The following is a 23734-nucleotide window of genomic DNA, read 5'->3' as shown; positions in this document are numbered from 1 at the left end:
GTTGCGCGTGCGCCTCACGCTGAACGACCTTCACACGGTCCGGGGAGGCGTTGCTGCGCATTTCGAGGAGGTCGTGCTCCACTTCGGCGCGGACGGCTTGCCATAGGGCGCTTTCCGGCCAACGTGAGCGATTGCTATCGCCATTGGGGGAAACATGGCGAACCTTGCGTAGCGTTTCAGCTACCAGATCACCAAAATGGTCATGGAGATTGGACCATTTCGTGATCTTCCACTCTTCCTTAAGGTGGTGCTTCCCGGCGCGAATTTCTACGCGCCAGACCGCATGACTGCGTGGATCGTCGCGGATCAGCGGCTCAAGCCCGCATGCAACGCGGTTCGCGTCCCAAATCTCCCACCATGCCAATTTGCGTTTGGCGATGATCTCGGCTCGCTTGTCGTAGACGATGATTTGCCGTCTCGGCATCTTGCCGACTGTTACAGAGGATACGCGGCCCGATTTACCGTTTTCGTTGAACTCCTGAGCGTCGGCATGCAGTTTCCAGCCAGTATTAGAAGGCATGATGAAGTGCTCTGATGACAGCACGAAACCGGGCGCGAGAAAATCGAGAGCGTAGTCTACGCGGCCGATGCTTTCACCGCCGGGCGGCACGACGATCCCGAGAGCGTCGAGCACGGCGTAAATCTCTGCCCGCGCTCCACCTAAGCCCTTTGTTGCCAGCAGGAATGAACTGCAGGACACGCGGACGCCCCAAGGGTCGTAGATGTTGGGTTTCTTGAAAAACCATGTTGCGCCGAAATCGCCAGTGCTGGCGACGAAAGCATAGCCATTGCGAGCACCGCTTTCAGCGATGGTCATGTGCACGCCGTTCCATTCGAACGGCATGGCGCTGCGGAACTTCTGTGCTTCCGCTTTGGCGGCTTCGAGGGCTTGCGAGAGGGCGGCGGGTATCTGGGCCTGAAAGCTGACGTCCAAGCCGTCGAAGCCGCGATAGAGCAGTTCGATCATGGGTTTTAACCTGTTCATGTATTTCTGGAGGGGGTGCTACAAAGACCCCCTCAGCATCTGGATGGACCGGAAGGTGGTGGGGCATGATGCCGCGCGCAGTGCGCCCTCGCTGCCGCTCGGTACGCGCTGCGTGCTGCATCAAGCCAACGACCTGGGCGGTGTGACCGTGCACTGACGGAACCAGTCTATGAGATCATTCCCCCAGTAGAGGACCAGACCGCCTTCGCGGTGATACTTCGGCCCTCGACCTTCGGCGCGCATCCGGGCCAGCGTGCGCGGACTATGGCGAAGGAGTTGAGCGGCTTCCGGCGGCGTCAGAAAATCAGATGGTGCAAACGTTCCCACAGCGCATCTCCAATTGGAATGAGGCGCAAGGCCGAAGCCCTATAAGGATGCTGTGGGATGATCACCTCGGGGGACGCGCCACTACTAACTAGGCTTGGTCACGCTTGCCCACACGGTCGGGGCACTATGTTACGTGTTGCCTGCAACGGATTGCTAAGCGCGCCCATCACTCTGGATGGTTTTGCAAAAGCGCCCCTTTTTCGGACGCCGGCCTTGCGCGCCTAAAAAGCCATAGCGCCAGACGATAGGCAAGCGCTTCGGGGGATATGGCTTTCAGTGGCAGCGTATGTCACCGCTCGGAACTCAAGCCAACCGAGAGCGGGACGCTTTCAGCGGCCAACCGCAAGGAATCGTCATAGAGGTTGGCGTAGCGCTTCGTCGTCTGCGGGCTGGAGTGCCCCAGCAGTTCGCCCACGACGAGCAGCGATTGCCCCGACGAGGCAAGCAGGCTGGCGAAGGTATGCCGCAAGTCGTGAATACGAACCTTCTCCAGACCCGCGACTGCGCAAGCCTTCGCCCAAGTGCGGCGTACTTCGACCAGCGGCGCGCCGACGCTTCCGGGAAACACGAACGTCCCTACTGCTTCGGCACGCCGCCGGTCGAGGAGTTGGGCAACGGCAATTGAAAACGGCACGCGATGTTCGCGGCGTTGTTTGGTTTCCGTGCTCGGCTTGGTCCAGATGCGATGCTGCATATCGATCTGGCTCCACTTCGCATTGAGCGCTTCGCCCCGGCGACAGCCGGTAAGCAGCATGAACAGCAGCGCGTCAGCGGAAACGCGCTCAGGGTGATCTTCCAGCGCACGCACCAGCTTGCCGACCTCTTCCCGGCCTAGATACCGTGTCCGCTTTGGCTCGGGGTTCCTGCGCGCGCCGGAGGCAGGGTTGCGGTCGATCCATTCCCACCGGATCGCGAGGTTGAGCGCCTTGCGTAGAACCTCGATCACGCGGTTTGCGCGGGTAGGGCGCTTGATGCTGATGGCGCGGTGCAGTTCGTCGCAGTCGGCAGAGGTCAGGTCCGCAACCTTGCTTGCGCCCATGGCGGGAAGAATGTCCTTGATCCACATCGAGCGATCGTCAGCGGCAGAGCGCGGCGCTTTGGTCGGCAGGTGTTCCAGCGCATAGCGGTCGAACAGGTCGCACACGGTCGGCGCGGTGCGGTCGGCGATGCGCTCTTCCAGAGGATCAATCCCGAGATCGATTTGCCGCCGCAGGTGTTCGGCCTGCTTGCGGGCGGCGAGCAGCTTCCAAGTCGGATACTGCCCGATGGTGATGCGTCGCTCACGTCCCTTGAACCGATAGTTCAGCACGAAGGAGCGAACGCCCTTGGCGGTGATGCGCAATCCGAAGCCCGGCAGCTTTGCGTCATAGATGATGCGGTTGCCGGTGATGGGCGGTGCGGCATCGCGCACGGACTGGTCCGAAAGCTTCTCTCGAAATGCCTGTGTCCGTTCTGTGTCCGCGTTCGATTGCGATATGCTTGACATTGGCTGTCTCCGAGCGAGCGCGATTGACCAAAAGAAAGTCGCGATATTCAGGTATTTATGCCTGATAATGCCGCATATTCAAGGGTTTCAGGAAACACCTATTCTCAGGTTCATAACCTGAAGGTCGTAGGTTCAAATCCTACCCCCGCAACCAAACTCCCTAAAAATCTTATAGAAATCAGAATCTTGCTGAGATGTCTATTTGGGCGGAAATTCCTCGTCTCAATAAAATCAATGACTTGGCTTATTGGGTTCAATCGGGGGCGCACCCCGCAACCAACTTCCGCTTCTCCTCGCGGAGATAGGTAAAATCTCGAAAAAAATGATTTTTTGCATAGTTACTTCCAGAAGCGTCGGCCCTCGCCGCCGGACCCTTGATGCTCAAAGCGGCTCTCTACGCCCGCTACTCATCCGATCTGCAGAATGTGCATTCCATCGACGACCAGTTGCTGGTCTGTCGGGAACTTGCAGCACGCGAACGCTGGGAGATCGTCGCTTATTATCACGACGAGGCGCGAGCATGCGGGGCGAACAGGCCTGCTGCAGCTTCTGGCTGATACCAGGGCAGGGCAGTTCGACATGCTGTGTAGAAACCTCGATCGCATATCCCGCGATCAGGAAGACATCGCACACGTCGATAAGCTACTACGCTTTAACGGCATCACGCTGCACAAAGGGGACGATGAAAACTCAGGCGCATGCTCGGGCCGATTAAGGTGATGCCCGCTCTGGCACGAGCGCAATGGCCCTTGAGTGGAATGAAGAACCAAATCTGAGCCAGGCAACACGATAAAAATCCTGAAGCCGCTGGCAGCAGATGGGACTTTGTGCACGGTCTGCTTCCGAGCGCGAGGCAGGCGATTCCGGACGTCGGGTGATTATAGCATGATATTCACTGGGCTGTTCATACCAGCCTTTCGCGGCTCGGGATGTTCGAGATGAATGGGCCCATCGATATCACTGATGAAACGGTGACTCACAGCTTCTCGCGCGCCGTCTAGGAATTGGGGATTACGCACGGCGCCGTAAGCTAATGTATCCGTGACATCGAAGAACGGCAAGGAGCCTCCATGTTCGAACGCAGAGGCAATAGCATTAGGCCCATCGCCGCTGACCGCCAGATGCTGCCGGTGGTGCAGCAAATCGCTCGATTTGATTGCCAGCGTTTTCCACGCCCGCCGATGCTGGATGTTGCCGTGCCAGTCTATGGCATCGACTAGTGCGCGAGCTCAATTGCCCAGATACAAGGCTTCGAGATTTTCGCTCGACATCATAACGCCAGACGGACCCGTCGCCAGAATTCGTCCGCTTCTTAGAACATAGGCACGGCTGGAAAGGTTAAGTGCCAAATCGGCCATCTGATCGACGATGAGCATCGCCATGCCTTCATCTCGAAGCAGCGTTAATTGATCGAACAGGTCCGATGTCATCTGCGGGGACAGGCCCAGTGAAGGCTCGTCCAGTAGCAGGATATGGGGCGAGGACATGAGTGCCCGGCCGATCGCCAGCATTTGCTGCTCACCGCCAGAGAGCAGCCCCGCCCGGCGCTGCTGCATGTTGGCAAGGCGCGGGAAACGCTCCAGAATCGAGGACATGCGGGCCGCCGCATCCTTGGGTCGCACATAAGCACCCAGACGCAGATTGTCGAATACCGAAAGCTCGGGAAAGACCTGCCGCCCTTCCGGGACGAGTGCCAGCCCCTGACGCACGCGAGCGGGCGCATCCTGTGCCGTGATCTGCGTACCTTCCAGTCTGAGGTGCCCTGAACCCGGTTCCATCAGACCGGAGAGAATGCGCATCAGCGTGGACTTGCCAGCGCCGTTCGCGCCCAGCAGGGCTACGGCTTCGCCGGGACGTACCTCGATGTCGATGCCGTGCAGCACGTCGATGGCGCCGTAGCCTGCATTCAGCGCGTAGGCGGCAAGGCAGGGTTCGCCGCCTTTGGCGATGGCCACGGCCTGCCCGCCCATGCGCCTTTCGCCAAGGTAGGCCTCGCGCACCAGCGGGTCCGCCTGAACTTCGGCCGGGCTGCCCTGTGCGATAAGCTCGCCGGTGCGCAGGACCGCAACGCGGTCCGACACGCCCATTACAAGGCCCATGTCATGCTCCACCAGGCCGACACCGATACCTGCCTCGGCGATCTGCCGCAGCAGGTCGCCGAGCACCCGTTTCTCAGTCTGGGAAAGCCCAGCTGCCGGTTCGTCGAGGAGCAGGGCGTCCGGGTCCGTCGCGAGCGCGCGCGCGATTTCTACCAGCCTCCGGTCGACGTGTGCCAGAGCGCTGCAGCGGGTCGATGGCGGCCCGGCAAAGCCGCAGGCCCGCAGCAAGGTGCGCGCATGGTGCACATCCTTGGGGCTGCGGTTCAGGGCGGCCCCGTAAAGCATGCCGGGCTGTCCCTTGCGCATGGCGAGCAGGACGTTGTCCTCCACGCTCATGCTGTCGAACAGGGCAGAGGTCTGGTAGGTGCGCGCAATGCCGACCCGCGCCGAAAGCCACGGCTTGCCAGCGGCCAATGGAGTGTCTCCGACCAGACGCTCCCCTTCATCGGAGCGATAGAAGCCGCTCAGGATGTTGATGACAGTCGATTTCCCGGCACCGTTCGGGCCGATCAGCGCCGTCACGCTCCCAGCCGGGATTGCGATGTCGAGATCGCCGATCGCGCGCACGCCACCAAACCGGATACCGAGGCCGCGCCCCGACAGGGTATTGCGGCGGCGTTTCGCCAGAAGCGAGGCAATAGCAGCGGCATCCTCTTGGGGGCAGCGCTGTCTGCCTCAGGCAGGCGCAGCATTCCGGCAATGCCGCCGGGAGCTATCCACAGCACCAGTAGTACCAGCGCCGCATAGGCAAGGATGCGATAGGCCTCGAAAGAAGACAGCAGTTCCGGCAGCACGCCGATGACGATCGCCCCAACCACCGGGCCGGGCCGCGATCCGATGCCGCCGATCACCACCGTCAGCACCAGCAGGATCGAGAAGTTGAGGCCGAAGGACTGCGGCGTCACGAAACTGTTGAGCGGCGCCGACAGCCCGCCCGCTAGCGCGCAGCACCCGGCCGAGACCATGAAGGCGACGATGCGTGTGCGCGTCGGAGAAATGCCGATGGAGGCGGCAGCGTTCTCGGAATCGCGAACCGCGCGCATCGCCTGCCCCCAGCCGTTGGCCGACAGCATGTGATAGGCCGCCATCACCAGCGTTGCCGCCGCGATGGCCGCGATCGCCATGGCCCGGTCGCCCAACACGATCCCGGCCAGCGACAGCGGCGGGATTTGCAGGATGCCGCTCTGGCCGCCGGTCAGGCTTTCGGCTTCCACCAGCGTCTGCTCCACCACCAGGCCGAAAGCGATGGTCACCATGGCAAGGTAGGGCCCTTTGACTCGCAAAGCGGGCAAGGCGAGGAGAGCGCCGATGCCGACCGCAATGGCTACGCCCAGCGGGCATGCCAGCCAGAACGGCAGATAGCCGTGAGAGGTGCAGATCGCCACCGCGTAGGCACCGATGGCGTAGAATGCGGCATGCCCGAAGCTGAACTGGCCGCTCAGCCCGATCAGCACGTTGAGGCCGATGCCGGCGATTGCCAGCAGCGCGATCTGGCCAATGACGAAGGCGTAATAGCCGTTGAGCAGCAGCGCTCCGGCGATGCTCGCCGACAGGCACACGCCCCACAGTGCAGGTGCGGCGATTCGATGGGATAGGGCGTTCATACCTTGCGCACCTGTGCTCGGCCGAGCAGCCCGTCGGGGCGTACGGCAAGGACGATGATGACCAGCATGAAGGTCACGATCTGGGTATAGCCCGAGCCGACGCCGAGCGTGACGAGGGCCTCCACCAGCCCGAACAGCAGCGCGGCCACCACGACGCCTCGCGCGTTGTCGAGGCCTCCCAGAATGGCGACAGCGAAGGCCTTGAGGCCCAGCGTCACGCCCATGCCGGTCTCGACATGGGAAAGCGGCGCCACCAGCATTCCCGCGATGCCGGCAAGGGCCGAGGACAAGCCGAAAGCAGCAGCAATGACCCGGCCCACCGGAATGCCCATGATCGCGGCGGCGTCGCGGTTCTGCGCCACGGCGAGCATGGCCACGCCGTGCAGGGTGCGGCGGCGGAACAGGTCGATCCCCCCGCCAGTGCCAGCATCACCAGCGGGATCAGCAGGTGCAGCGGATAGATGCCAAGGTCGATGCCGCCCACCCGCACGGCGTCTTGCGCCAGCGGCGAGGGCAGCGAACGCGGCTCGGCGCCGAACACCAGCATCACGCCGTTATCGCAGACCAGCCCCAGCGCCACCGTTGCCATCAGCCAGGCATCGGACTTGCGCATCAGGAACGGGCGGATCGCCGCGCGCTCGACGATCAGGCCGTAGAGCGCGCAGGCGGTAACGGCGATCACCACCGCAGCGGGGACCGGCCATCCGGCCTGCGTCAGCATCCAAAGCAGCACCGCGCCCAGCATGGCGCTGGACCCTTGCGCGAAGTTCACTGCGCCGCAGACCGACGCGGTGATGTGAAAGCCCAGCGCGATCAGCCCGTAGATGGAGCCAAGCGCAAGGCCGGTGAGCAGGGCGGGAAGGACTTCCATAGCTCAGGCCGCCTTTGACGGCATGGTGCCGGGCAAGGGCAGCGGCACGATGCGCCCCCCGTCGAACTCGGCCCAGACGTAGTCATGCTCGTCCAGCGCGTCCTGGCCATGGGCGAAGGGAGCGTCATACGTCTTGATCAGGCCTTCATAGCGGCCAATCCGGATGAAGCCGCGCCGCACTGCCTCGCCGTCCTGCGACCCGGCGGCTGCGATCGCCAGTCCGGCCAGATGCATCGCATCATAGGCGTTGGCGACACCGACGGCCGGCGTCACGTCCTGCGGTCCGGTGATGTCGGGGTACTTCGCCTTGAGCGCAGCAAGAACGCGGGCTCTCACCGGGGTATCGGCGCCGAAGAAACTGTATGTCTGCACGAATTTCACCCTGTTCGCGTGCGAGCCAGCCAGTTCGGAGAAGCGCCCGCCGGCCGGTCCCCAGTGCGACACGATCGGCACGTCCCAGTCCATCTGGTCGAGCGACTTCACGACCTGCGCCGAAGGACCGACAGTGGCCACCATCAGCAGGCAATCCGCTCCGGCAGCGCGCAGGCGGCCAAGCTGCGGGGTAACGTCGAGGTCGGAATGCTCGAACTTCTCCGACCCCGCCAGCGGCAGCCCGGCTGCGGCGAGCGCCGCCTTCAGACCTTTTTCGTTGGACTGGCCCCATGCGGTGTTCAGCAGGATCAGGCCGGGGCGGCGCACGGCGTAAGTGCGCCGGGCAAAGGCGACCATCGCCTTGTCGACCAGTTCGTCCACCGCTGATACGCGGAACACGTAATTGGGATCGGTGCCATTATGGGTGATCACCGTGCCCGCCGCCCACGGCACCACGAAAGGCGTGCGCGCGGCAGTGGCGATCGGCACGATGGCGCGCGCGACGGGCGTATCCAGCCCGCCGAACAGTACCGCCACGCCTTCTTTGTAGAGCAATTCGCGGGCGGCGATCACACCTTTGGCGGGACTGCTTTCGTCATCGCGGCGGATCAGTTCCAGCTTGCGGTTCAGGAGGCCGCCTGCCGCGTTGATCTCATCGATGGCGATAGTGATCCCGCGCGAGATCGCCTCGCCGGACTTGGCCGACTGCGCGGTGAGGGCGGTGATGAGGCCCACGCCTATCCGATCGCTGCTGCGAGAGCATCCGCCAAGGGCCGCCGCGGCGCCGCCGATCATGCCGGCAAGGATGGTGCGCCTGGGAACGAGAATCGCCATGGTCCGCCTTCATTGAGGTTCGCAAGCTGGCTATCACGAAGACGAAACAATTCAATACAAAAATCGTCAACGATTTATATTATGGATCGTTTATGATTGTTCTTGCAAAATTCGACAAATCTGGTGCAAAGCGAATCCGGGGCATCCATCGCGTGTTTCAGAGTGGAGCTTCGGTGAGTAGGGTGGTTCCGGCTGGGCTGTGATGGCCGTGCGGGGTGTTGGAAGGTGGTTTTGGATCATGAAGCAGGGTTTCGCGATGTCGGACGATAATGCCAGTGCCGCTTCCGCCCCCGCCGGGCGCGCAAGGCTGAGGCTGCGCCGGACCTGGGCGTGGCGGCGGCGGCCAGCGGGGTCGATGTCGAGCAGCACATCTACGAGACGGTGTTCGACAGCGTGCTTAACCAGCGGCTGACGCCCGGCACCAAGCTGCCCGAGCCGGCGCTGTGCGAGCTGTTCGGCGTGTCGCGCGCGGTGATCCGCAAGGTCCTGCAGCGGCTGGAACATGAGCGCATCGTCGAACTGCGGCCCAACAAGGGCGCCGTCATCGCCGCCCCGACACCCGAGGAAACCCGCCAGATCTTCGAGGCGCGCCGGGCGCTGGAAGTATCCATCGTCGAGATCGCCGCACGGCGCCACACCCCGCAGGACTTGGCCGATCTTCGCCGTCTGCTGGCGCACGAGCACGAGATTACGCATAACCCTTACCAGCCCGCCTGGGCCGCCTGCGCGCGCGAATTCCACCTGCGCATCGCGGCGGTCGCGGGCAACCCGATCCTGACCGCGTACCTGACCGAACTGATGACGCGCTGCTCGCTGATCGTCGCGCTCTACCAGCCCAGCGGCAACGCCGCGTGCGAGCATGCCGAGCACGGCCGCATCGTCGACTACATGGAGAAGGGCGACGTCGCCTCGGCCCGCGCCGAAATGGGCCGCCATCTGCGCGCGCTGGAGGACAATATCAGCCTCGATCGCGGGGCCTCGACGCAGACGCTTGCCCAGATGTTGAATCTGGGATGAGCGGTTCTGACGCCACCTCCGCCGAGACGACCCACGTCGATTTCGACGCGATCGGTGCCTATCAGCGCTACAAGTTGATGGCGAGCCTGATCGTCCCGCGCCCGATCGCGCTGGTCACCACGGTCAATGCGCAGGGGGTGGTCAACGCCGCGCCGTTCAGCATGTTCGCCATGCTGGGCGAGGATCCGCCGCTGGTGATGATATCCATCAACCGCTTGCAGGATGGTGCGCTCAAGGACACAGCCGCCAACGTTCTGGAATCGCGGGAATTCGTGGTCCACATGGCGGACGAGGCAATCGCCGCGCAGATGCACGACTGCGGCACCACGCTGCCGCCCGACCAGAGCGAGTTGGACCTCGTCGGCTTCACGTCGATCCCTTCCGCCGGTGTGAAACCGCCACGCATCGCCGAGGCGCCGATCGCCTTCGAATGCCTCCTGTGGGAGACGATCGAGACAGAGAGCCGGTACATCTTCCTCGGAAAGATCCTGCATCTTCATGCCCGCGAGGGGCTGGTCGACACCGACCTGTGGCGGGTGAACCTGCAGGACTATTTCCCCGTCGGCCGCTTCGGCGCCAGCTTCTACACCCGCACGCGCGATCGCTTCGCCTTGCAGGGCGAAGCGCGGGAAACCGCCATCGACCGGATCTGAGCGGCGGAGTTTTGGGGCGTATGAGGTTTCGCTGTGCGGCCCTGGATTGCTTCGCTGCGCTCGTAGTGACGACGGGAAATGGACGTGGCACCCACGGCTTGTCATTGCGAGCGTAGCGAAGCAATTCCTCGTCAGCGCTGTGTCGTTTCCGTCTAGCGCGTTTCGCCATTCCCCCTTCCTTCCCTCTTTCCTGCCTGCACAGCGCGACGGCAGGGAGATGAAGGTGGCGCGTCCCGCCGATGTTCGAGGCGCACACGACCGTGCACTGAACTGAACCTAGCGATACCCAAAAGAGCAAGAGCGCGCGTTGGCGCGCACTAAGGCGCATTCGCATGGCCCATTCCGATACCGGAACCATCGAAAATATCGTCAACGATTCGATTCCAAATTGCTGCGCGGCGCGATCGTCAACCTGCACTAAACTCTAACATACCGCGCCGCAGCATCCAAAAATCGCAGAAACACAACGTTCTCGAAAATTTATTATATCGTTGACGATTTAATGTTGGATCATCGACGAAGTTCGACATATGACTTGATCTCGCAACGAGCGATCGGGTCGCCGGGTGTCGGCAGGACAAAAGTCCGCCGCACCCCTGCCGGTCGCCTTTTCGGACAACATGAGGGTGACAATCATGCGCTTTGCGAAACTGGCTGCCGGACTTTCTCTGGGTGCGATGGGGATCGCGCTCGCCGTTCCCAGCGCGATCCACGCGCAGGTCATCACCGGGGCCATCAATGGCCGCCTGACTGATCCGGACGGCAATCCGGTGAGCGGCGCTCCCGTCACCATCGTCCATGTCCCCTCGGGCACGACCACCACCGCGACGACCAGCGCCGACGGCGTCTACGCCGTGCGCAACCTGCGTCCCGGCGGCCCGTACCGTGTCACCGCGACTTCACCCGACCTCGGCACCAAGTCCGTGAACATTCCCGCGATCAACACCGGCGACGCGTTCCAGGCAAACTTCACGCTGGGCGAGATCAGCGAGATCGTGGTGAGCGGCACGACTTATGGCGGCGGCGACCTCAAGACCGGGCCGAGTTCCAACTTCTCCGCGCAGAAGATCGAGGCGGCGCCTTCGATCAGCCGCGATCTCAAGGATCTGGCGCGGATGAACCCCTTCGTGGCGGTCGATCCCAGCAACAGCGATGCGCTGGTCTGCGGCGGCGCCAACAACCGCACCAATTCGCTGACCATCGACGGGGTGCGCCAGAACGACGACTTCGGCCTGCAGGCCAACGGCTATCCCACGCAGCGCTCACCGATCTCGATCGACGTGGTTGAGACGCTGGGCGTGGAACTGGCGCCTTATGACGTGAACTACGGCGCGTTCGGCGGCTGCACGCTGAATGCCACCACCAAGTCGGGCGGCAACAGCTTTCACGGTCAGGTCTTCTATGAATATACCGGCGATGCGCTGCAGGGCGGCCGCTTCGGCTACACCGATTTCCAGGACGGATCGAAGCAGGACCGCCGCCTGACCGGCAAGTTCTCCGAAAAGACCTTCGGCGCGACGCTGACTGGCCCGATCATCAAGGACACGCTGTTCTTCACGCTGAACTACGAGAAGTTCGAGCGTTCGGAGCCGTCGCTGGTCGGCCCTTCGGGTTCGGACTTCGCCAATCAGGTGCCCGGCGTCAGCGTGGCACAGGCCAACGAAGTGCGCCAGATCCTGAAGGACCGCTACGGCTACGACCCGCTCGGCTACGAGGCGACCAAGCTGCCTTCGCGCGACGAGAAGTTCTTCGGCAAGCTGGACTGGAACATCGCGCCGGGCCACCGCGCCACGGTTTCGTACCAGCGCACGCGCGGCTCCTCGATCTCGGCCAACGGCAACACGCTGACCGGGTCGAGCACGTCGCTGGGGCTGCTGTCGCAGTGGGTGGAGCGGCAGAACAACCTCGACGTCTACAAGGCGCAGGTGTTCTCCGACTGGACCGACAATTTCAGCACCGAAATCAGCGCGTCCTACAAGAAGATGGACAACCCGGGCTTCCCGCTGGCGGGCAACGATTTCGCGCAGTTCCGCGTATACCTGAACGGGACGACGACCGGCCCGAGCGTCTATGCGGGCACCAATGCCTCGTATCAGGCGAATGAGCTGACGACCTATCTGCAGCAGTACCGCGCCAAGGCGACCTATACCGCCGGATCGCACCGCATCACCGCCGGGTACGAGCGCGAGGCGCTGAAGATCTGGGATCTGTTCGTGCAGAACGCCAACGGCTCCTACGTGTTTAACTCGCTGGACGATCTGCGCGCGGGCAATGCCTCCTCGGTCAGCTATGCCAATGCGGGCAGCAACCAGAAGGCGGATGCGGGCTTCACGCTGCACACCACGACCAACACGCTCTACCTGCAGGACGAATGGGCGGTGCTGCCCGAACTGACGATCAAGGCGGGCCTGCGTTACGACTTCTTCGAGCAGTCCGACCGGCCGGACGAAAACCCGGTGGTGATGGCGCGCTACGGGATTTCCAATACCGAGAACCTCGACGGCAAGCACCTGCTGCAGCCGCGTTTCGGGTTCAACTGGAAGCCCGACCCGACGCTGACGGTCTATGGCGGCGTCGGCCTGTTCGGCGGCGGCTCGCCCACGGTGTGGACGGCGAACACCTTCTACAGCACCGGGCAGATGTTGGGCAACGTAACCTGCAGCCGGAGTGCCACGGCGAGCGCGGCGTGCCTTGCGGGGCTGAGCAACGTGGACGGGTTCAACGTCAACCCGGCGCTGCAGGCGGCCAATACCGCCAGCGCGGCGCGCGGGCAGGGGCTCATCAATGCGCTGGACAAGAACTTCAAGCCGCAGTCGACGTGGAAGATGTCGATCGGGGCGCAGAAGGAGTTCGATCTGGGCGCGTTCGGCAACGGCTGGCGCGTGGCGGGTGAGTTCATCCACTCCGAAGTGCAGAACGCGGTGGCGTGGTACGAATTGTACGCAGGCGCCAATCGCGGGCCGGATGCGCCGGACGGGCGACCGACGTATCTGCCGGGGCGCGAGAACCGTAACGATATTCTCGTGACCAACACCAAGCAGGGCTATGCCAACCAGCTAGGTCTGGCGCTGGCGAAGACCTGGCGTGAAGGGCCGCTGGACGGGCTGGAGGCGATGTTCTCGCACACCTACATCCGTTCGAAGGACGTCAATCCCGGTATCACCACGGTGGCTGCGTCGAACTACAGCGGGGTGGCGACTTCGGACCCGAACGATCCGGCGCTGGCGACCTCGAACTATGAGTTCCGCCATCTGTCGAAGCTGTCGGTCAGCTATTCGCATGCCTTCTTCGGCGACAACCGCACGCGCCTGACGCTGTTCGGGCAGAGGCGCTCGGGGCAGGTGTTCAGCTATACTTTCGATGTGGGCGCCAACGCCAACATGGCGGCCGACATGCTGGTGGGCGAGAACGGCGCGCTGGCGACGCGCAACCGCCAGCTGCTCTATGTGCCGCAGACGAGCGGCGGGCAGGTGACGGCGACGAGCGATGCGATCGTTACTTATGCGCCGGGCTTTGACATCGCTGCGTTCAACGCCTTCCTGAAGCAGAACGGGCTGCTCAAGTACGCGGGCAAGATCGCGCCGCGCAATGCCTTCACCGCGCCTGCGCTGACGACGATCGACATGCGGATCAGCCAGGAAATCCCGGGCTTCTTCCCCGACGGGGCGAAGGCGGAAATCTATCTCGATATCGAGAACCTGGGCAATCTTCTCAACCGCAAGTGGGGCGTGCTGCAGCAGATCCCGTCGCCTTATGTGTCGGCGAACGTGGTGGCGCGCAATTGCCAGATCGCCGGGGCTTGCCCGACGCAGGGCAACTTCTACCAGTACGACAGCTTCGTCGGCCGTGCGGCGACCAGCTTCAACACGCAGTCGGTCTGGCAGATGAAGATCGGCGCGCGGTTCAAGTTCTAAGGCTTAGGGAAGGGACGACGATGATGGATCGCAATGACATGCAGCTTTCCCGCCGGGGTATTCTTGCCGCCGCCCTGGTGGCGGGGCGGCCGGGGTCGCGGCTCCGGCAATGGCGGCGAAGACGAAGCCGGCCGGGGCGAAGGGCGCGAGCTTCCTGCTGCGCGGCGTGACGCTGGAGACAGGCTACCGGCGCGAGGGTTCGGAAGTGGTCGGCACCGAGACTGCGAAAGCCTCGGTGCTGGTGCGCGGCGGAAAGATCGCCGCGATCCTCCCCGCCGATGCGCCTGCACCGATGGGCGTGGCGGTGCGCGATGCGAAGGGCATGCTGCTGCTGCCCTCGTTCCGCGACATGCACATCCACCTCGACAAGACCTTCTACGGCGGCCCGTGGGTGCCCCCGCGCAAGCGGACCGAAGGCATTCGCGGGCAGATCAAGCTGGAGCAGACGCTGCTGCCGCAGCTCCTCCCAACGCTGGAGGAGCGCGCGGGCAAGCTGGTCGATCTGCTGCAGTCCAACGGCACCACCTTTGCGCGCAGCCAGTGCAACGTCGATCCGGTGGTGGGGACCAAGCACGTCGAACTGCTCAAGCACGCGCTCGACGGCCGCGCCGACGGTTTCGGGCATGAGATCGTGGCGTTCCCGCAGCACGGTTTCGTCAGCGCCGACCTGATCCCGACGATGCGCGCGGCGATGGCGGCGGGCGCGACGCATGTGGGCGGCATCGATCCCACCGCGCTCGACGGCGGCATGGAGAAGTCGGTCGATGCGATGATGCAGGTTGCGCTCGACATGGACAAGGGCGTGGACATCCACCTGCACGAGCCCGGCGCCAGCGGCATCGCCGCGATCCGCCGGATCGCCGACACGGTGGAGCGCGAGCGCTCACTGAGTGGCAAGGTAACGCTTAGTCATGCGTTCTCGATGATGTCGATTTCCGAAGGCGAAATGGCCGAACTGGCCGCTCGGCTGGCTTCGCTTGATGTTTCGGTGGCATCCACCCTGCCGTTCGGCACGCGGATGATGCCGATCCCGATCCTGCTGGACAAGGGCGTGAAGGTCTACACCGGCACCGACAGCGTCGAGGATCACTGGTCAGTGTTCGGCAGCGGCGACGTGCTGGAGAAGGCAAAGCTCGCTTGCCAGCTCTACGGCTGGAGCGACGAATACGGGATCTCGCAGTCCCTGAAGATCGCCACCGGCGGGCCGACCCCGCTGGATGCGGCGGGCAAGCAGGTATGGCCAAAGGCCGGCGACGCCGCCGACATGGTGCTGGTCCCCGCCAGCTGCTCGGCCGAAACGGTCGCGCGCCAGACCCCGCGCAAGGCCGTGTTCCATGCCGGCAATCTGGTAGCGGGAGTGCTGGACGCCGCCTGATTGCACGGCCGGATTGTGGCGCGGCCATGCTGAAATGCTGATTGTTCCGGCGCGATACCCTCGCGCAGGAACTTTCGGTAATTCTGTTTCGATACCTCCCGGCATTTGGCCGCCGCCGCCATGAGGCGGCTTTGAAACCGGGCGACTCAGGGCCCGGCTTCTCCGTGATAGCCACCGCCCCGCTTCCCAGGGTATGGGGCGGCGACTTCGCTCGTTTGACAGTAAAATTCGAAGATACCGGGCCTGTCGGCGTGGTCCTGGTGGTGTGAGCGGCACGATCGGGCCGCTGCCAGCTTACTTTGCCTCCAGCTCCCGGATACCGGCCAGTCTGCACCCGGGAAGCGAAATTGCAGCGCTGAACGACCGGGAAGGGGCGGTCACCGTAGCGTTGCGATCAAGCCCAAACCGGGTGAGGTACTTGCGCAGGCGGTCGGCATCGTTGGTGCTGGCCCGGCGTTCGCGGGAGGCAGCAAAGAGGCGGCGACCGGCTTCGGAGAGGGAAGGACTTTCTCGGCAAACCCGTGCGACGTACGCGAGTTGGACGCGGTCGAAGGGATCGATCTCGGCCAGTTGCGCGGCGCTCAGGACCGTTTCGAGGCCGTCACTTCGATTGCTCCCGTCTGACCAGAGGCGCTCGAGCCGGACGACCTCGCCGTCCACCGTCGCCACGTCGATGCGGCCCTTGGGTGCGAAAGTCGCCATGCGGGTGATGCTGGCGGCTAGATCGCGGAAATTACCGTTCCAGGTTGCGCGCGGCGACGTGGCGAAATCAAGGAAGCGGGCGCGGGCCTCCTTGTTGAACGAGACGCGCATACCCTCGCGCTCGGCATGGCGATCGAGTTCGTAGTCGAGGTTGGGCGCAATGTCCTCGCGCCGGGCAGCAAGGCCGGGAAGCGCAAAGGTCCACAAGTTGAGGCGGGCGTAGAGGTCTTCGCGGAAGGTGCCTTCTGCGACGCAGCGTCCAAGGTCACGGTTGGTGCCGGCGATCAGCTGGAAGTCGCTCTTCACTTCGGCGTCCGCGCCTATCGGCAGGAAGCGCCGGTCCTCGATCGCGCGCAGGATCATCGCCTGCTCGTCGAGCCCGAGTTCGCCGATCTCGTCGAGGAACAGCATGCCGCCATCGGCGCTGCGCAGCAGGCCGGGACGGTCGGTGGCCGCGCCTGTGAAGGCGCCCTTGCGATGTCCGAACAGCGCTGACATCGCGCCGTCGCCGCGCAGGGTGGCGCAGTTGACCTCGACGAACGGCCCCGCGACCTGCCGCTTCACCTTCTTGAGATCGTGGATGCGCCGCGCCAGCTGGCTCTTGCCTGCACCGGTCGGTCCCATCAGCAGGATCGGCGCGCGGGTGCGCGAGGCGACCTGCTCGATCTCGTCGATCATGGCGTTGAAGGCGGGGTTGCGCGTCTCTATCCCGGACTTCAGGAACGAAGTGCCCTCGCGCTGGTCGGCGGCGAAGCGGGTGGCGATGGAATCGTAGCGCGACAGGTCGAGGTCGATGACGCTCCAACTGCCCGGCGCAGTGGCGTCGGCGCGGCGGATCGGCTGCGTCTGGGGCAGGCGGCCGGGCAGATAATGCGCCTCGGTCAGCAGGAACAGGCAGATCTGCGCGACGTGGGTGCCAGTGGTGATGTGGACCAGCACGTCCTCTGCCTCGGTGTCGAGCGGCAGGGTGCGCGTAAAGTCGAGCAGCTTGCCGTAGACTTCCTCGAAATCCCAGGCGCCCACGAAGTCTATGACATGGCGCTCGACCGTGGTTTCCGGGGAGACATCGGCGATGTCCTCGCTGACGTATTCGGCGAGGCGGCGATGCGCGGTGCCGTGAATCCGGGACATGGGAGATCCTTCGGTTCAGATCGACGATTGACGAGGCTCTGGTTGGCGGCGGAATAGCGCTCGCCCACCAGTTCGATGGCGGCGAGTGCCGAGCGGATACGGACCAGATCCGGCTCGCTCAGTTCGACCGCAGCAGCGCCGAGGTTTCTTCAAGCCGGGGATGTCCGCTTCAGGCCGGGTATTACGGCCGCGCTTTTGTTGGGCGTGACCCCTTCCATCTTTTCATTTGATTGAAATGATCTGGCGGGCATTCACTTCATGAAATTGTCCGCCAGATTGTATAGATATTCATTCAGAATCGAGCCCGCGCTGTTCGATCGGGAAAGGAAGGCTGTTCGTGACATTCCACACCATCACTGCAGGTGGGCTTGCCTTGGTACTGGCTGGACAGGCCGCATTGGCTCAGGCTCCGTCAGAACTTTCCGATCTCGTGGGCTCCCGTGCGCCCGGCGCTGAAACCCAGATGAAGGCGCGTGGCTACGACCTTGTGAATACGCAGAAAGGCGATGATCGCAGCTACACCATTTGGTGGAATGGCGACAAACGCCAGTGCGTTACCGTTGCGACGATGAATGGACGTTACGATTCGATCACCGATACGCTGCCTGCCGATTGCGGTCACAGTACCGGTCATACCCGATCGGATGCGCGCGACGGGGATCGCGACCGTGGGTATCATCCAGACATCGGTTATGCTCGGTCAACCGCCGGGCAGCGCGAGTCGCCAAGCTATGTCGAGGACCGGGCTCGCTTTCAGGTAAACGATCAGAATGTCGATCTGGGGCTCGTGTGCTTTGGAGACGGTCAGCGTAGTAGTGTTTCGACGACGTATGGCTGGTCATGGAATGCGCGGACCAATCGCTATGACTATGGCAACCGCACCGAGATGACCGGACAGCAGTTCGATGCCTCGCTGATGCTTCAGTTCTGGGAAGGTGGCGGGCGCATCCGACTGCCCAAGAAGCTGGTTCCCCCATCAACAGCCGGGGTAATGACGGGTGGTGGGATCTTTATGATGTGGACATGGGGCCGGACGTGATCCGGGCCAAGTACCGTCTCAATGGTCTCAACAAGCCTTTGGTCACGATCAACCGCCGCAGTGGTCAGATCAGCGTCCAGGGCACCGCTTCTTATGCATTCCGTGGAACCTGCGACCTGATCGAGGGGCGGGAGCATCGGCGCTTTTAAGATCGCGCGCCCGGCCCTGCCTTCCCTCGCGTTACTTGGGTCGGGCAGCGGTGCGTCAGGCTGTAAGTAATCGTTCCGTCCTATCGGCTTTACATCCCGCCCCAACTCTATGGGAGCATTTCTATGGTTACGAGGCAGGCAATGTTGAGCGCGGCTGCGGCTATCGCAGTGTCCGTTCCCGCCGTTGCGCAGGCGCCCGTCCGCAGCGAGCGCGTGCAGTTCGCGCGGGGCGCAAGTTCGACACTCCTGCGCGGGACGATCAAGGGCTACCAGACCATCGACTACCTGCTCTCGGCCAGGGCCGGGCAGACGATGACGGCGTCGCTCAGCAGTTCCAATCGTTCCGCCTATTTCAACGTGCTCCCGCCGGGGTCGCGCGATGTGGCGATCTTCACCGGATCGACGAGTGGCAATCGCTTTGTCGGCCGCCTGCCGTCGAATGGCGACTATCGGCTGCGGGTCTATCTGATGCGGGGTGCGGCACGGCGCGGCGAGCGAGCGGACTTCGGCCTGTCTGTGGCGGTGACGACGCGGCCGGGGGCGGGAGCGCCGGGGCCGGGCCCTCGTCCCGGGACTGGCACCGGGCAGCCTGTCGCACCGGGCAACATGGCCGCTTACTGTCGCGGCGAGGCATCGGCGCAGTATGGCGTCAGGCCCGCCTACATCGCCACCGCGCGTCTGATCCGCGGGCGTAACGGCGGCAGCACGATCGACGGCACCGCCGATCAGGGGCGGAGTGGCATCAAGCGCTTTCGCTGCCGCTTCGATGCGCGCGGGCGTTTCATCGACGTAATGGCGCTCACCCGCGATGGCGAGTGAGCCCGGACGATCGGGATTCAGCCGGTAACGTTGTATCCGGCATCGACGTAGATCGTCTGTCCGGTGATCGTCGGCGCGCGGGGTGAGAGGAGGAATGCGGCCATCTCGCCCACCTGCTCGATGGTGACTAGCTGGTGCATCGGCGCGGTCTCGGCGGCCTTCGCCATGAGATCGTCGAAGTGCGACAGGCCCGAGGCGGCGCGGGTCCGCACCGGGCCGGTGGAGAGCGCGTTGACGCGCACGCCCGAAGGGCCGAGTTCGGCGGCAAGGTAGCGCACGCTCGCCTCCAGCGCGGCCTTTACCGGCCCCATGATGCCGTAGCCGGGGATGACCTTTTCCGAGCCGTAGAAGCTCATTGTCAGGATCGAGCCGCCTTTCGTCATCATTGGCGCAGCGCGCGCGGCGAGGCGGATGAGCGAATGGCACGAGACGTCCATGGCCGCCGCGAAACCCTCGGCCGAGCAATCCAGCACGCGGCCCTGCAAGTCCTCCTTCGGCGCAAAGGCGATCGAATGGAGCAGGAAGTCGAGGCTTCCCCATTCCGCCGCGATAGCATCGAACAGGGCGTCGACCTCTTCGGGCCGCGTCACATCGAGAGGCAGGAAGATCGGCGCTTCCACTGCCTGCGCCAGTGGCTCGACATGCGGGCGCGCCTTGTCGTTGAGGTAAGTCAGCGCGAGCGTCGCGCCCTGAGCGCGCAGTGCCGAGGTGCAGCCCCAGGCGAGCGACTGGTCGTTGGCAAGACCGACGATGAGGCCTTTCATGGCATTGACTCCAACTGGGTCTCCAGCAAGGCACGGGCATGGATCGCCATCATGCGCTCCTCGTTGGCGGGGATGACGAGGCTCTCGACAGGTCCGAGGAAGGCCAGGCGTTCGAGGACGGCGCCGCGCAGGCCCGGTGCGTTCTCGCCGATGCCGCCGGTGAAGACGACCGCGTCGATCCCGCCCATCGCCACCGCCATCGCGCCGACATACTGCGCAACGCGGTACGTGAAGCAGTCGAGCGCGAAGGCGGCGCGCGGATCGTCGCTGGCGACGAGCGTGGCGACGTCGTTGGTCAGGCCCGACAAGCCCTTGAGACCGGACTCCTCGTAGAGCATGTGGTCGAGCGCGTCTGCGTCGAGGCCGAAGCGGCGCATCATGTATGTCACCGCGCCTGCATCCAGCGCGCCGCTGCGGCTGCCCATCGGCAGGCCGTCGAGCGCGCTCATGCCCATCGTGGTGTCGAGGCTGCGCCCGCCGCGAAGCGCGCAGAGGCTGGCGCCGTTGCCCAGATGGGCGGCGACGACGCGGCCTGCGGCAAGGTCCGGCCGCTGCTCGGCCAGCATGCGCGCGATCCATTCGCAGGAGATGCCGTGGAAGCCGTAGCGCCGTACGCCCGCCTCGCGCATCGCTTGCGGAAGGGCGAAGCTGTGGACCACCTCGGAATGTCCGGCATGGAAGGCGGTGTCGAAGCAGGCGATGTCCTGCGCATTGGGCGCGAGGCGGCCGGACGCGGCGATGCCGGCAAGGTTGTAGGGCTGGTGCAGCGGGGCCAGCGGGCAGAGCGTCTGCAGTTCGGCCATGACTTCGGGCGTGACGATGACGGGCGCGGTGAAGGTCGCGCCGCCGTGGACGATGCGATGGGCGAAGGCGTCGATGCGCCAGTCGTCGTCATGTGCATCGATGCAGGCGATCACGGCGGCGAGGGCGGCCTCCTGGTCGGCGCCGGGCAGTTCATGCGTGATCTGTGCGCCGGTCCCGGTGACTTTCGCGTTCATGCGGCAGTCGGTGCCGATGCCCGTGACTTTGCCGGCCATCAGCAGGTCGAGACTGGCACGCGCGAAGATACGGAACTTGAGGCTCGACGATCCGGTGTTGAGGGTGGCGATTGCGGGAGTAACCGGCGCCGCGATCACAGGATCGCGCCCGAGGTCCGCGCCTGCGCCAGCAGCACGGCGATGGCGCAGGAGAGCAGGCGTGCCCGCTCGCTGTCGGCGCGGCTGGCCAGCATGACCGGCACCCGCGCGCCCAGCACGATCCCGGCCGCTTCCGCCCCGCCGAGGAAGCTGAGTTGCTTGGCCAGCATGTTGCCCGCCTCGATGTCCGGCACGACGAGGATGTCGGCCTCGCCCGCGACCGGGGAGACGATGCCCTTCTCCCGCGCGGCCTCGGGCGAAACGGCATTGTCGAAGGCGAGCGGCCCGTCGATCACGCAGTCGGCGATCTGCCCGCGGTCGGCCATCTTGCACAGCGCGGCGGCGTCCAGCGTCGCCTGCATGCGCGGGTTCACTGTCTCGACGGCGGCGAGCACCGCGACCCTGGGCTTCGCCTGCGCGTCGAACAGCACCCGCCACAAGTCCACCGCGCTCTGTACGATGTCGGCCTTGGCGGGAAGGTCGGGTGCGATATTGACGGCGGCATCGGTGATGATGAACGGCTTGGGGTAACTCGCGATGCTCATGACGTAGGCATGCGACAGCCGCCGTTCGGTACGCAGGCCGGCCTCGGGTTTGAGGATCGCACCGAGCAGTTCGTCGGTGTGGAGGGAGCCTTTCATGATGGCAGCCACCTTGCCGGTTCCGGCAAGCATCGCGGCCTGTGTGGCGGCTTCGTGGCTGTGTTCGGTATCGATGATGGGCCATTGAGTGCCTTTGAGTGCCGCCTGGTGCACGGCTTCCTCGATGCGCGAACGCGGCCCGATCAGCACCGGAGCGATGAGCCCGCGCCGTGCCGCATCGGCCGCCGCCTCGATCGCGACGGCGGTGACGGGATGGACCACGGCGGTCGGAATCGGCGGAAATCCGCCACATCGGGCCAGCAACCGCTCGGTCGATTGGGTGATGGCGGCCTCAGTCATGCGCGAGAATCCAGCGCGCGATCTCCGGCCAGGCATCGGCCAGCGTGCGGTGCCCCATGAACAGCCCGATATGCCCGCCGGGAACCAGCCTGCTCTCGATCAGACCGGAGTCCGTGCCGAACAGGTCGCGGGCGCGGAAAACCTGCTCGGAGGTGGTGATATCGTCCTCTTCGCCCGCCAGCAGGTAGGTGGGGATGGTTATGTCCTTCAGGTCCAACGTCCGCCCGAGCGCGCTAAAAGTGCCGTTGGCGAGCCGGTTTTCCTTGAACAGCTGGCTGATCGCCTGGAGGTAGTAGCGGCCCGGCAGGTCCAGCGGGTTCTCGTACCAGCTGGCGAATTTCTCGGTGCGGGCGATGTAGTTGCGATCCTCGATGTTGCGGTAGAGCGCCTCGAACTTCTCGACGTACTGCTTGTCGGGATGCATGTTCTTCCAGCCCGTCAGCATGAAATCGCCGGGCATGTTGCCGCCGCCCGCGCCGACCATTTTTTCATAGACCGACATCGGCATGGCATGGGCAAGCTCGCGGATCGGTCCGTGTCCCGCGTCGGTATCGATGGGCGATCCGGCGAGGGTCAGGCTCTTCACCTTGCCCGGAAACCGCGCGGCCATCATCGTGCTGAGCCATCCACCCTGGCACAGCCCGATGAGATGGACCTTTCCGCCAAGATCATCGACTGCGACGTTGAGCTGTTCGAGGTAGGTGTCGATGTCGAAGTAGCGCATTTCCGCCGTTGCGGGCTTCCAGTCCGTCGCGAAGACGTTGGAGATGCCGCTTGCCATCAGCGTTTGCACGAGGCTCTGGCCATCGGCGTAGTCGGCGATTGTGGAACTGTGCCCGGCGAAGGGCGCGTCGATCAGGACCGGCGTTCCGCTGGCGCCTTCTCCACCGAACTCCCGCAACCGCATGGTCGCCAGATCGAGGCGCACGATGTTTGCCGTGGCCCATTCCGGCTCGGGCGGATGCTCGATGCGGCCCGCCTCGACCGCGAAGTCGAGGTTGCGCTGCATCGTCTCGACGGCCTGTTCGCCAAGCGTCAGCGCCGCTGCAAAGGGCCAGAAGAACGGGACGCTGTGTTCGTGATCGGCGGATGCTTCGACGGGCAAGGTCATGAATGCGTCATCCAGTCTTCACCTCAAGATGCGGGAACGGATAGCGGGCGGCAGGGTAATGGATGTGACAGTCGGTCACAAATCCTTTGCAGCCTGAGGCATCCGGGCGTCGTGAAGCCATAATTCGCGCTGAGGGTACGGAATGGAGATGCCGGCCTCGTCCAACGCCTTGATGATCGCGAAGTAGAGGTCGGATCGCACGGTCATGCGCTGGTTCACGTCGCCCAAGAAGCACAGCAGGTTGAGGTTGATCGCATTGTCGCCCAAGGTGTCGATCACGACGCGAGGAGGCGGATCGCCCAGTACCTTTTCGTGCGATACCGCTATGTCGGCGAGCAGCTTGCGCACCTTTTCCGGTTCGGAACCATAAGCGACGCCTACCGGCAGCACGATCCGTCCCTCGCT

At 64.1% G+C, this 23734-nt stretch carries 21 protein-coding genes, 1 tRNA gene and 2 pseudogenes (1 of these 24 running past the window's edge); 11 read left to right on the top strand and 13 right to left on the bottom strand.

Annotated features, from left to right (window positions below):
- Positions 1-967: the 5' portion of a hypothetical protein gene (locus KZO24_RS22625; protein ID WP_271184302.1), read on the bottom strand. Its footprint begins 185 nt before the window's first position; 967 of the gene's 1152 nt are visible here — the first part of the coding sequence; it begins with the start codon at positions 965-967; the stop codon falls past the left edge of the window.
- On the opposite strand from KZO24_RS22625, the gene KZO24_RS22620 reads away from it, so the two are divergent.
- The gene (locus tag KZO24_RS22620; protein WP_486487773.1) at positions 966-1142 is read left to right on the top strand and encodes a hypothetical protein; all 177 of its coding nucleotides are present in this window, start codon (positions 966-968) and stop codon (positions 1140-1142) included. The genes KZO24_RS22625 and KZO24_RS22620 overlap by 2 nt on opposite strands.
- On the opposite strand, the gene KZO24_RS22615 is transcribed toward KZO24_RS22620, so the two are convergent.
- Both KZO24_RS22615 and KZO24_RS22610 read right to left on the bottom strand, forming a co-directional pair.
- On the bottom strand, positions 1106-1228 hold the full coding sequence (locus KZO24_RS22615) for a hypothetical protein (protein ID WP_486487752.1): 123 nt from the start codon (positions 1226-1228) through the stop codon (positions 1106-1108). The two genes, KZO24_RS22620 and KZO24_RS22615, sit on opposite strands and share 37 nt — an antisense overlap.
- A gap of 373 nt (positions 1229-1601) precedes the next feature.
- Positions 1602-2798 (bottom strand): tyrosine-type recombinase/integrase, encoded by a 1197-nt coding sequence (locus tag KZO24_RS22610; RefSeq protein ID WP_370425241.1) that lies wholly within the window; start codon positions 2796-2798, stop codon positions 1602-1604.
- 71 nt (positions 2799-2869) lie between these two features.
- On the opposite strand from KZO24_RS22610, the gene KZO24_RS22605 reads away from it, so the two are divergent.
- From KZO24_RS22605 to KZO24_RS22595, 3 genes and pseudogenes are all read left to right on the top strand, one after another.
- A tRNA-Met gene (locus KZO24_RS22605) sits at positions 2870-2952 on the top strand.
- A gap of 223 nt (positions 2953-3175) precedes the next feature.
- Positions 3176-3518 (top strand): annotated as a pseudogene (locus KZO24_RS22600) (recombinase family protein).
- Positions 3519-3868: 350 nt separating this feature from the next.
- On the top strand, positions 3869-4018 hold the full coding sequence (locus KZO24_RS22595) for a hypothetical protein (protein ID WP_271181345.1): 150 nt from the start codon (positions 3869-3871) through the stop codon (positions 4016-4018).
- A 9-nt stretch (positions 4019-4027) separates the two neighbouring features.
- On the opposite strand, the gene KZO24_RS22590 is transcribed toward KZO24_RS22595, so the two are convergent.
- The 4 genes and pseudogenes from KZO24_RS22590 to KZO24_RS22575 form a co-directional block, all read right to left on the bottom strand.
- A complete protein-coding gene (locus KZO24_RS22590; RefSeq protein WP_486487253.1) occupies positions 4028-5419 on the bottom strand; it encodes an ATP-binding cassette domain-containing protein in 1392 nt (463 codons plus the stop codon).
- Positions 5416-6501, bottom strand: coding sequence for a branched-chain amino acid ABC transporter permease (locus tag KZO24_RS22585; RefSeq protein ID WP_486487252.1), 1086 nt, complete (start codon positions 6499-6501; stop codon positions 5416-5418). The genes KZO24_RS22590 and KZO24_RS22585 overlap by 4 nt, the downstream gene beginning before the upstream one ends.
- Positions 6498-7372: pseudogene (locus KZO24_RS22580) on the bottom strand (branched-chain amino acid ABC transporter permease). The gene KZO24_RS22585 and the pseudogene KZO24_RS22580 overlap by 4 nt, the downstream one beginning before the upstream one ends.
- Before the next feature lie 3 nt (positions 7373-7375).
- Entirely contained in the window at positions 7376-8578 is a 1203-nt protein-coding gene (locus tag KZO24_RS22575; protein WP_271181342.1) for an ABC transporter substrate-binding protein, read from the bottom strand.
- Positions 8579-8908: 330 nt separating this feature from the next.
- On the opposite strand from KZO24_RS22575, the gene KZO24_RS22570 reads away from it, so the two are divergent.
- The 4 genes from KZO24_RS22570 (at position 8909) to KZO24_RS22555 (ending at position 15537) form a co-directional block, all read left to right on the top strand.
- Positions 8909-9595, top strand: a complete 687-nt coding sequence (locus KZO24_RS22570) for a GntR family transcriptional regulator (protein WP_486487251.1) — start codon at positions 8909-8911, stop codon at positions 9593-9595.
- The gene (locus tag KZO24_RS22565) at positions 9592-10248 is read left to right on the top strand and encodes a flavin reductase family protein (RefSeq protein WP_271181340.1); all 657 of its coding nucleotides are present in this window, start codon (positions 9592-9594) and stop codon (positions 10246-10248) included. Before KZO24_RS22570 ends, KZO24_RS22565 begins: the two co-directional genes overlap by 4 nt.
- 635 nt (positions 10249-10883) lie before the next feature.
- Positions 10884-14162 (top strand): TonB-dependent receptor, encoded by a 3279-nt coding sequence (locus KZO24_RS22560; RefSeq protein WP_271181339.1) that lies wholly within the window; start codon positions 10884-10886, stop codon positions 14160-14162.
- A gap of 109 nt (positions 14163-14271) precedes the next feature.
- Positions 14272-15537: an amidohydrolase gene (locus KZO24_RS22555; RefSeq protein ID WP_486487250.1), complete on the top strand. Its 1266-nt coding sequence runs from the start codon at positions 14272-14274 to the stop codon at positions 15535-15537.
- Positions 15538-15831: 294 nt separating this feature from the next.
- Here the strand turns inward: KZO24_RS22555 and rtcR are convergent, their stop codons facing one another.
- Positions 15832-17370, bottom strand: a complete 1539-nt coding sequence (rtcR, locus tag KZO24_RS22550; protein ID WP_271181337.1) for an RNA repair transcriptional activator RtcR — start codon at positions 17368-17370, stop codon at positions 15832-15834.
- Between the two features lie 337 nt (positions 17371-17707).
- Here rtcR and KZO24_RS22545 point away from each other — a divergent pair, with 337 nt between their 5' ends.
- From KZO24_RS22545 to KZO24_RS22535, 3 genes are all read left to right on the top strand, one after another.
- The gene (locus tag KZO24_RS22545; RefSeq protein WP_486487249.1) at positions 17708-18409 is read left to right on the top strand and encodes a hypothetical protein; all 702 of its coding nucleotides are present in this window, start codon (positions 17708-17710) and stop codon (positions 18407-18409) included.
- The gene (locus KZO24_RS22540) at positions 18406-18558 is read left to right on the top strand and encodes a hypothetical protein (protein ID WP_486487248.1); all 153 of its coding nucleotides are present in this window, start codon (positions 18406-18408) and stop codon (positions 18556-18558) included. Before KZO24_RS22545 ends, KZO24_RS22540 begins: the two co-directional genes overlap by 4 nt.
- Positions 18559-18699: 141 nt before the next feature.
- Entirely contained in the window at positions 18700-19377 is a 678-nt protein-coding gene (locus tag KZO24_RS22535) for a hypothetical protein (RefSeq protein WP_370424472.1), read from the top strand.
- Between the two features lie 17 nt (positions 19378-19394).
- Here the strand turns inward: KZO24_RS22535 and fabI are convergent, their stop codons facing one another.
- The 5 genes from fabI to KZO24_RS22510 form a co-directional block, all read right to left on the bottom strand.
- On the bottom strand, positions 19395-20141 hold the full coding sequence (fabI, locus tag KZO24_RS22530) for an enoyl-ACP reductase FabI (RefSeq protein ID WP_271181334.1): 747 nt from the start codon (positions 20139-20141) through the stop codon (positions 19395-19397).
- Complete coding sequence (locus KZO24_RS22525; protein WP_271181333.1) at positions 20138-21277, bottom strand: acetate/propionate family kinase; 1140 nt, start codon at positions 21275-21277, stop codon at positions 20138-20140. The genes fabI and KZO24_RS22525 overlap by 4 nt, the downstream gene beginning before the upstream one ends.
- The gene (locus KZO24_RS22520) at positions 21274-22218 is read right to left on the bottom strand and encodes a bifunctional enoyl-CoA hydratase/phosphate acetyltransferase (RefSeq protein WP_430098927.1); all 945 of its coding nucleotides are present in this window, start codon (positions 22216-22218) and stop codon (positions 21274-21276) included. The genes KZO24_RS22525 and KZO24_RS22520 overlap by 4 nt, the downstream gene beginning before the upstream one ends.
- Positions 22211-23329, bottom strand: a complete 1119-nt coding sequence (locus KZO24_RS22515; RefSeq protein ID WP_271181332.1) for an alpha/beta fold hydrolase — start codon at positions 23327-23329, stop codon at positions 22211-22213. Before KZO24_RS22515 ends, KZO24_RS22520 begins: the two co-directional genes overlap by 8 nt.
- Before the next feature lie 75 nt (positions 23330-23404).
- The gene (locus KZO24_RS22510) at positions 23405-23719 is read right to left on the bottom strand and encodes a mechanosensitive ion channel family protein (RefSeq protein WP_430098931.1); all 315 of its coding nucleotides are present in this window, start codon (positions 23717-23719) and stop codon (positions 23405-23407) included.
- Positions 23720-23734 lie beyond the last annotated feature (15 nt).

The sequence above is a fragment of the Novosphingobium sp. NFX11 genome, assembly GCF_057376415.1.
The sequence above is the reverse complement of the archived record's forward strand: the minus strand, read 5'-3'. Positions and strand labels throughout refer to the sequence as shown.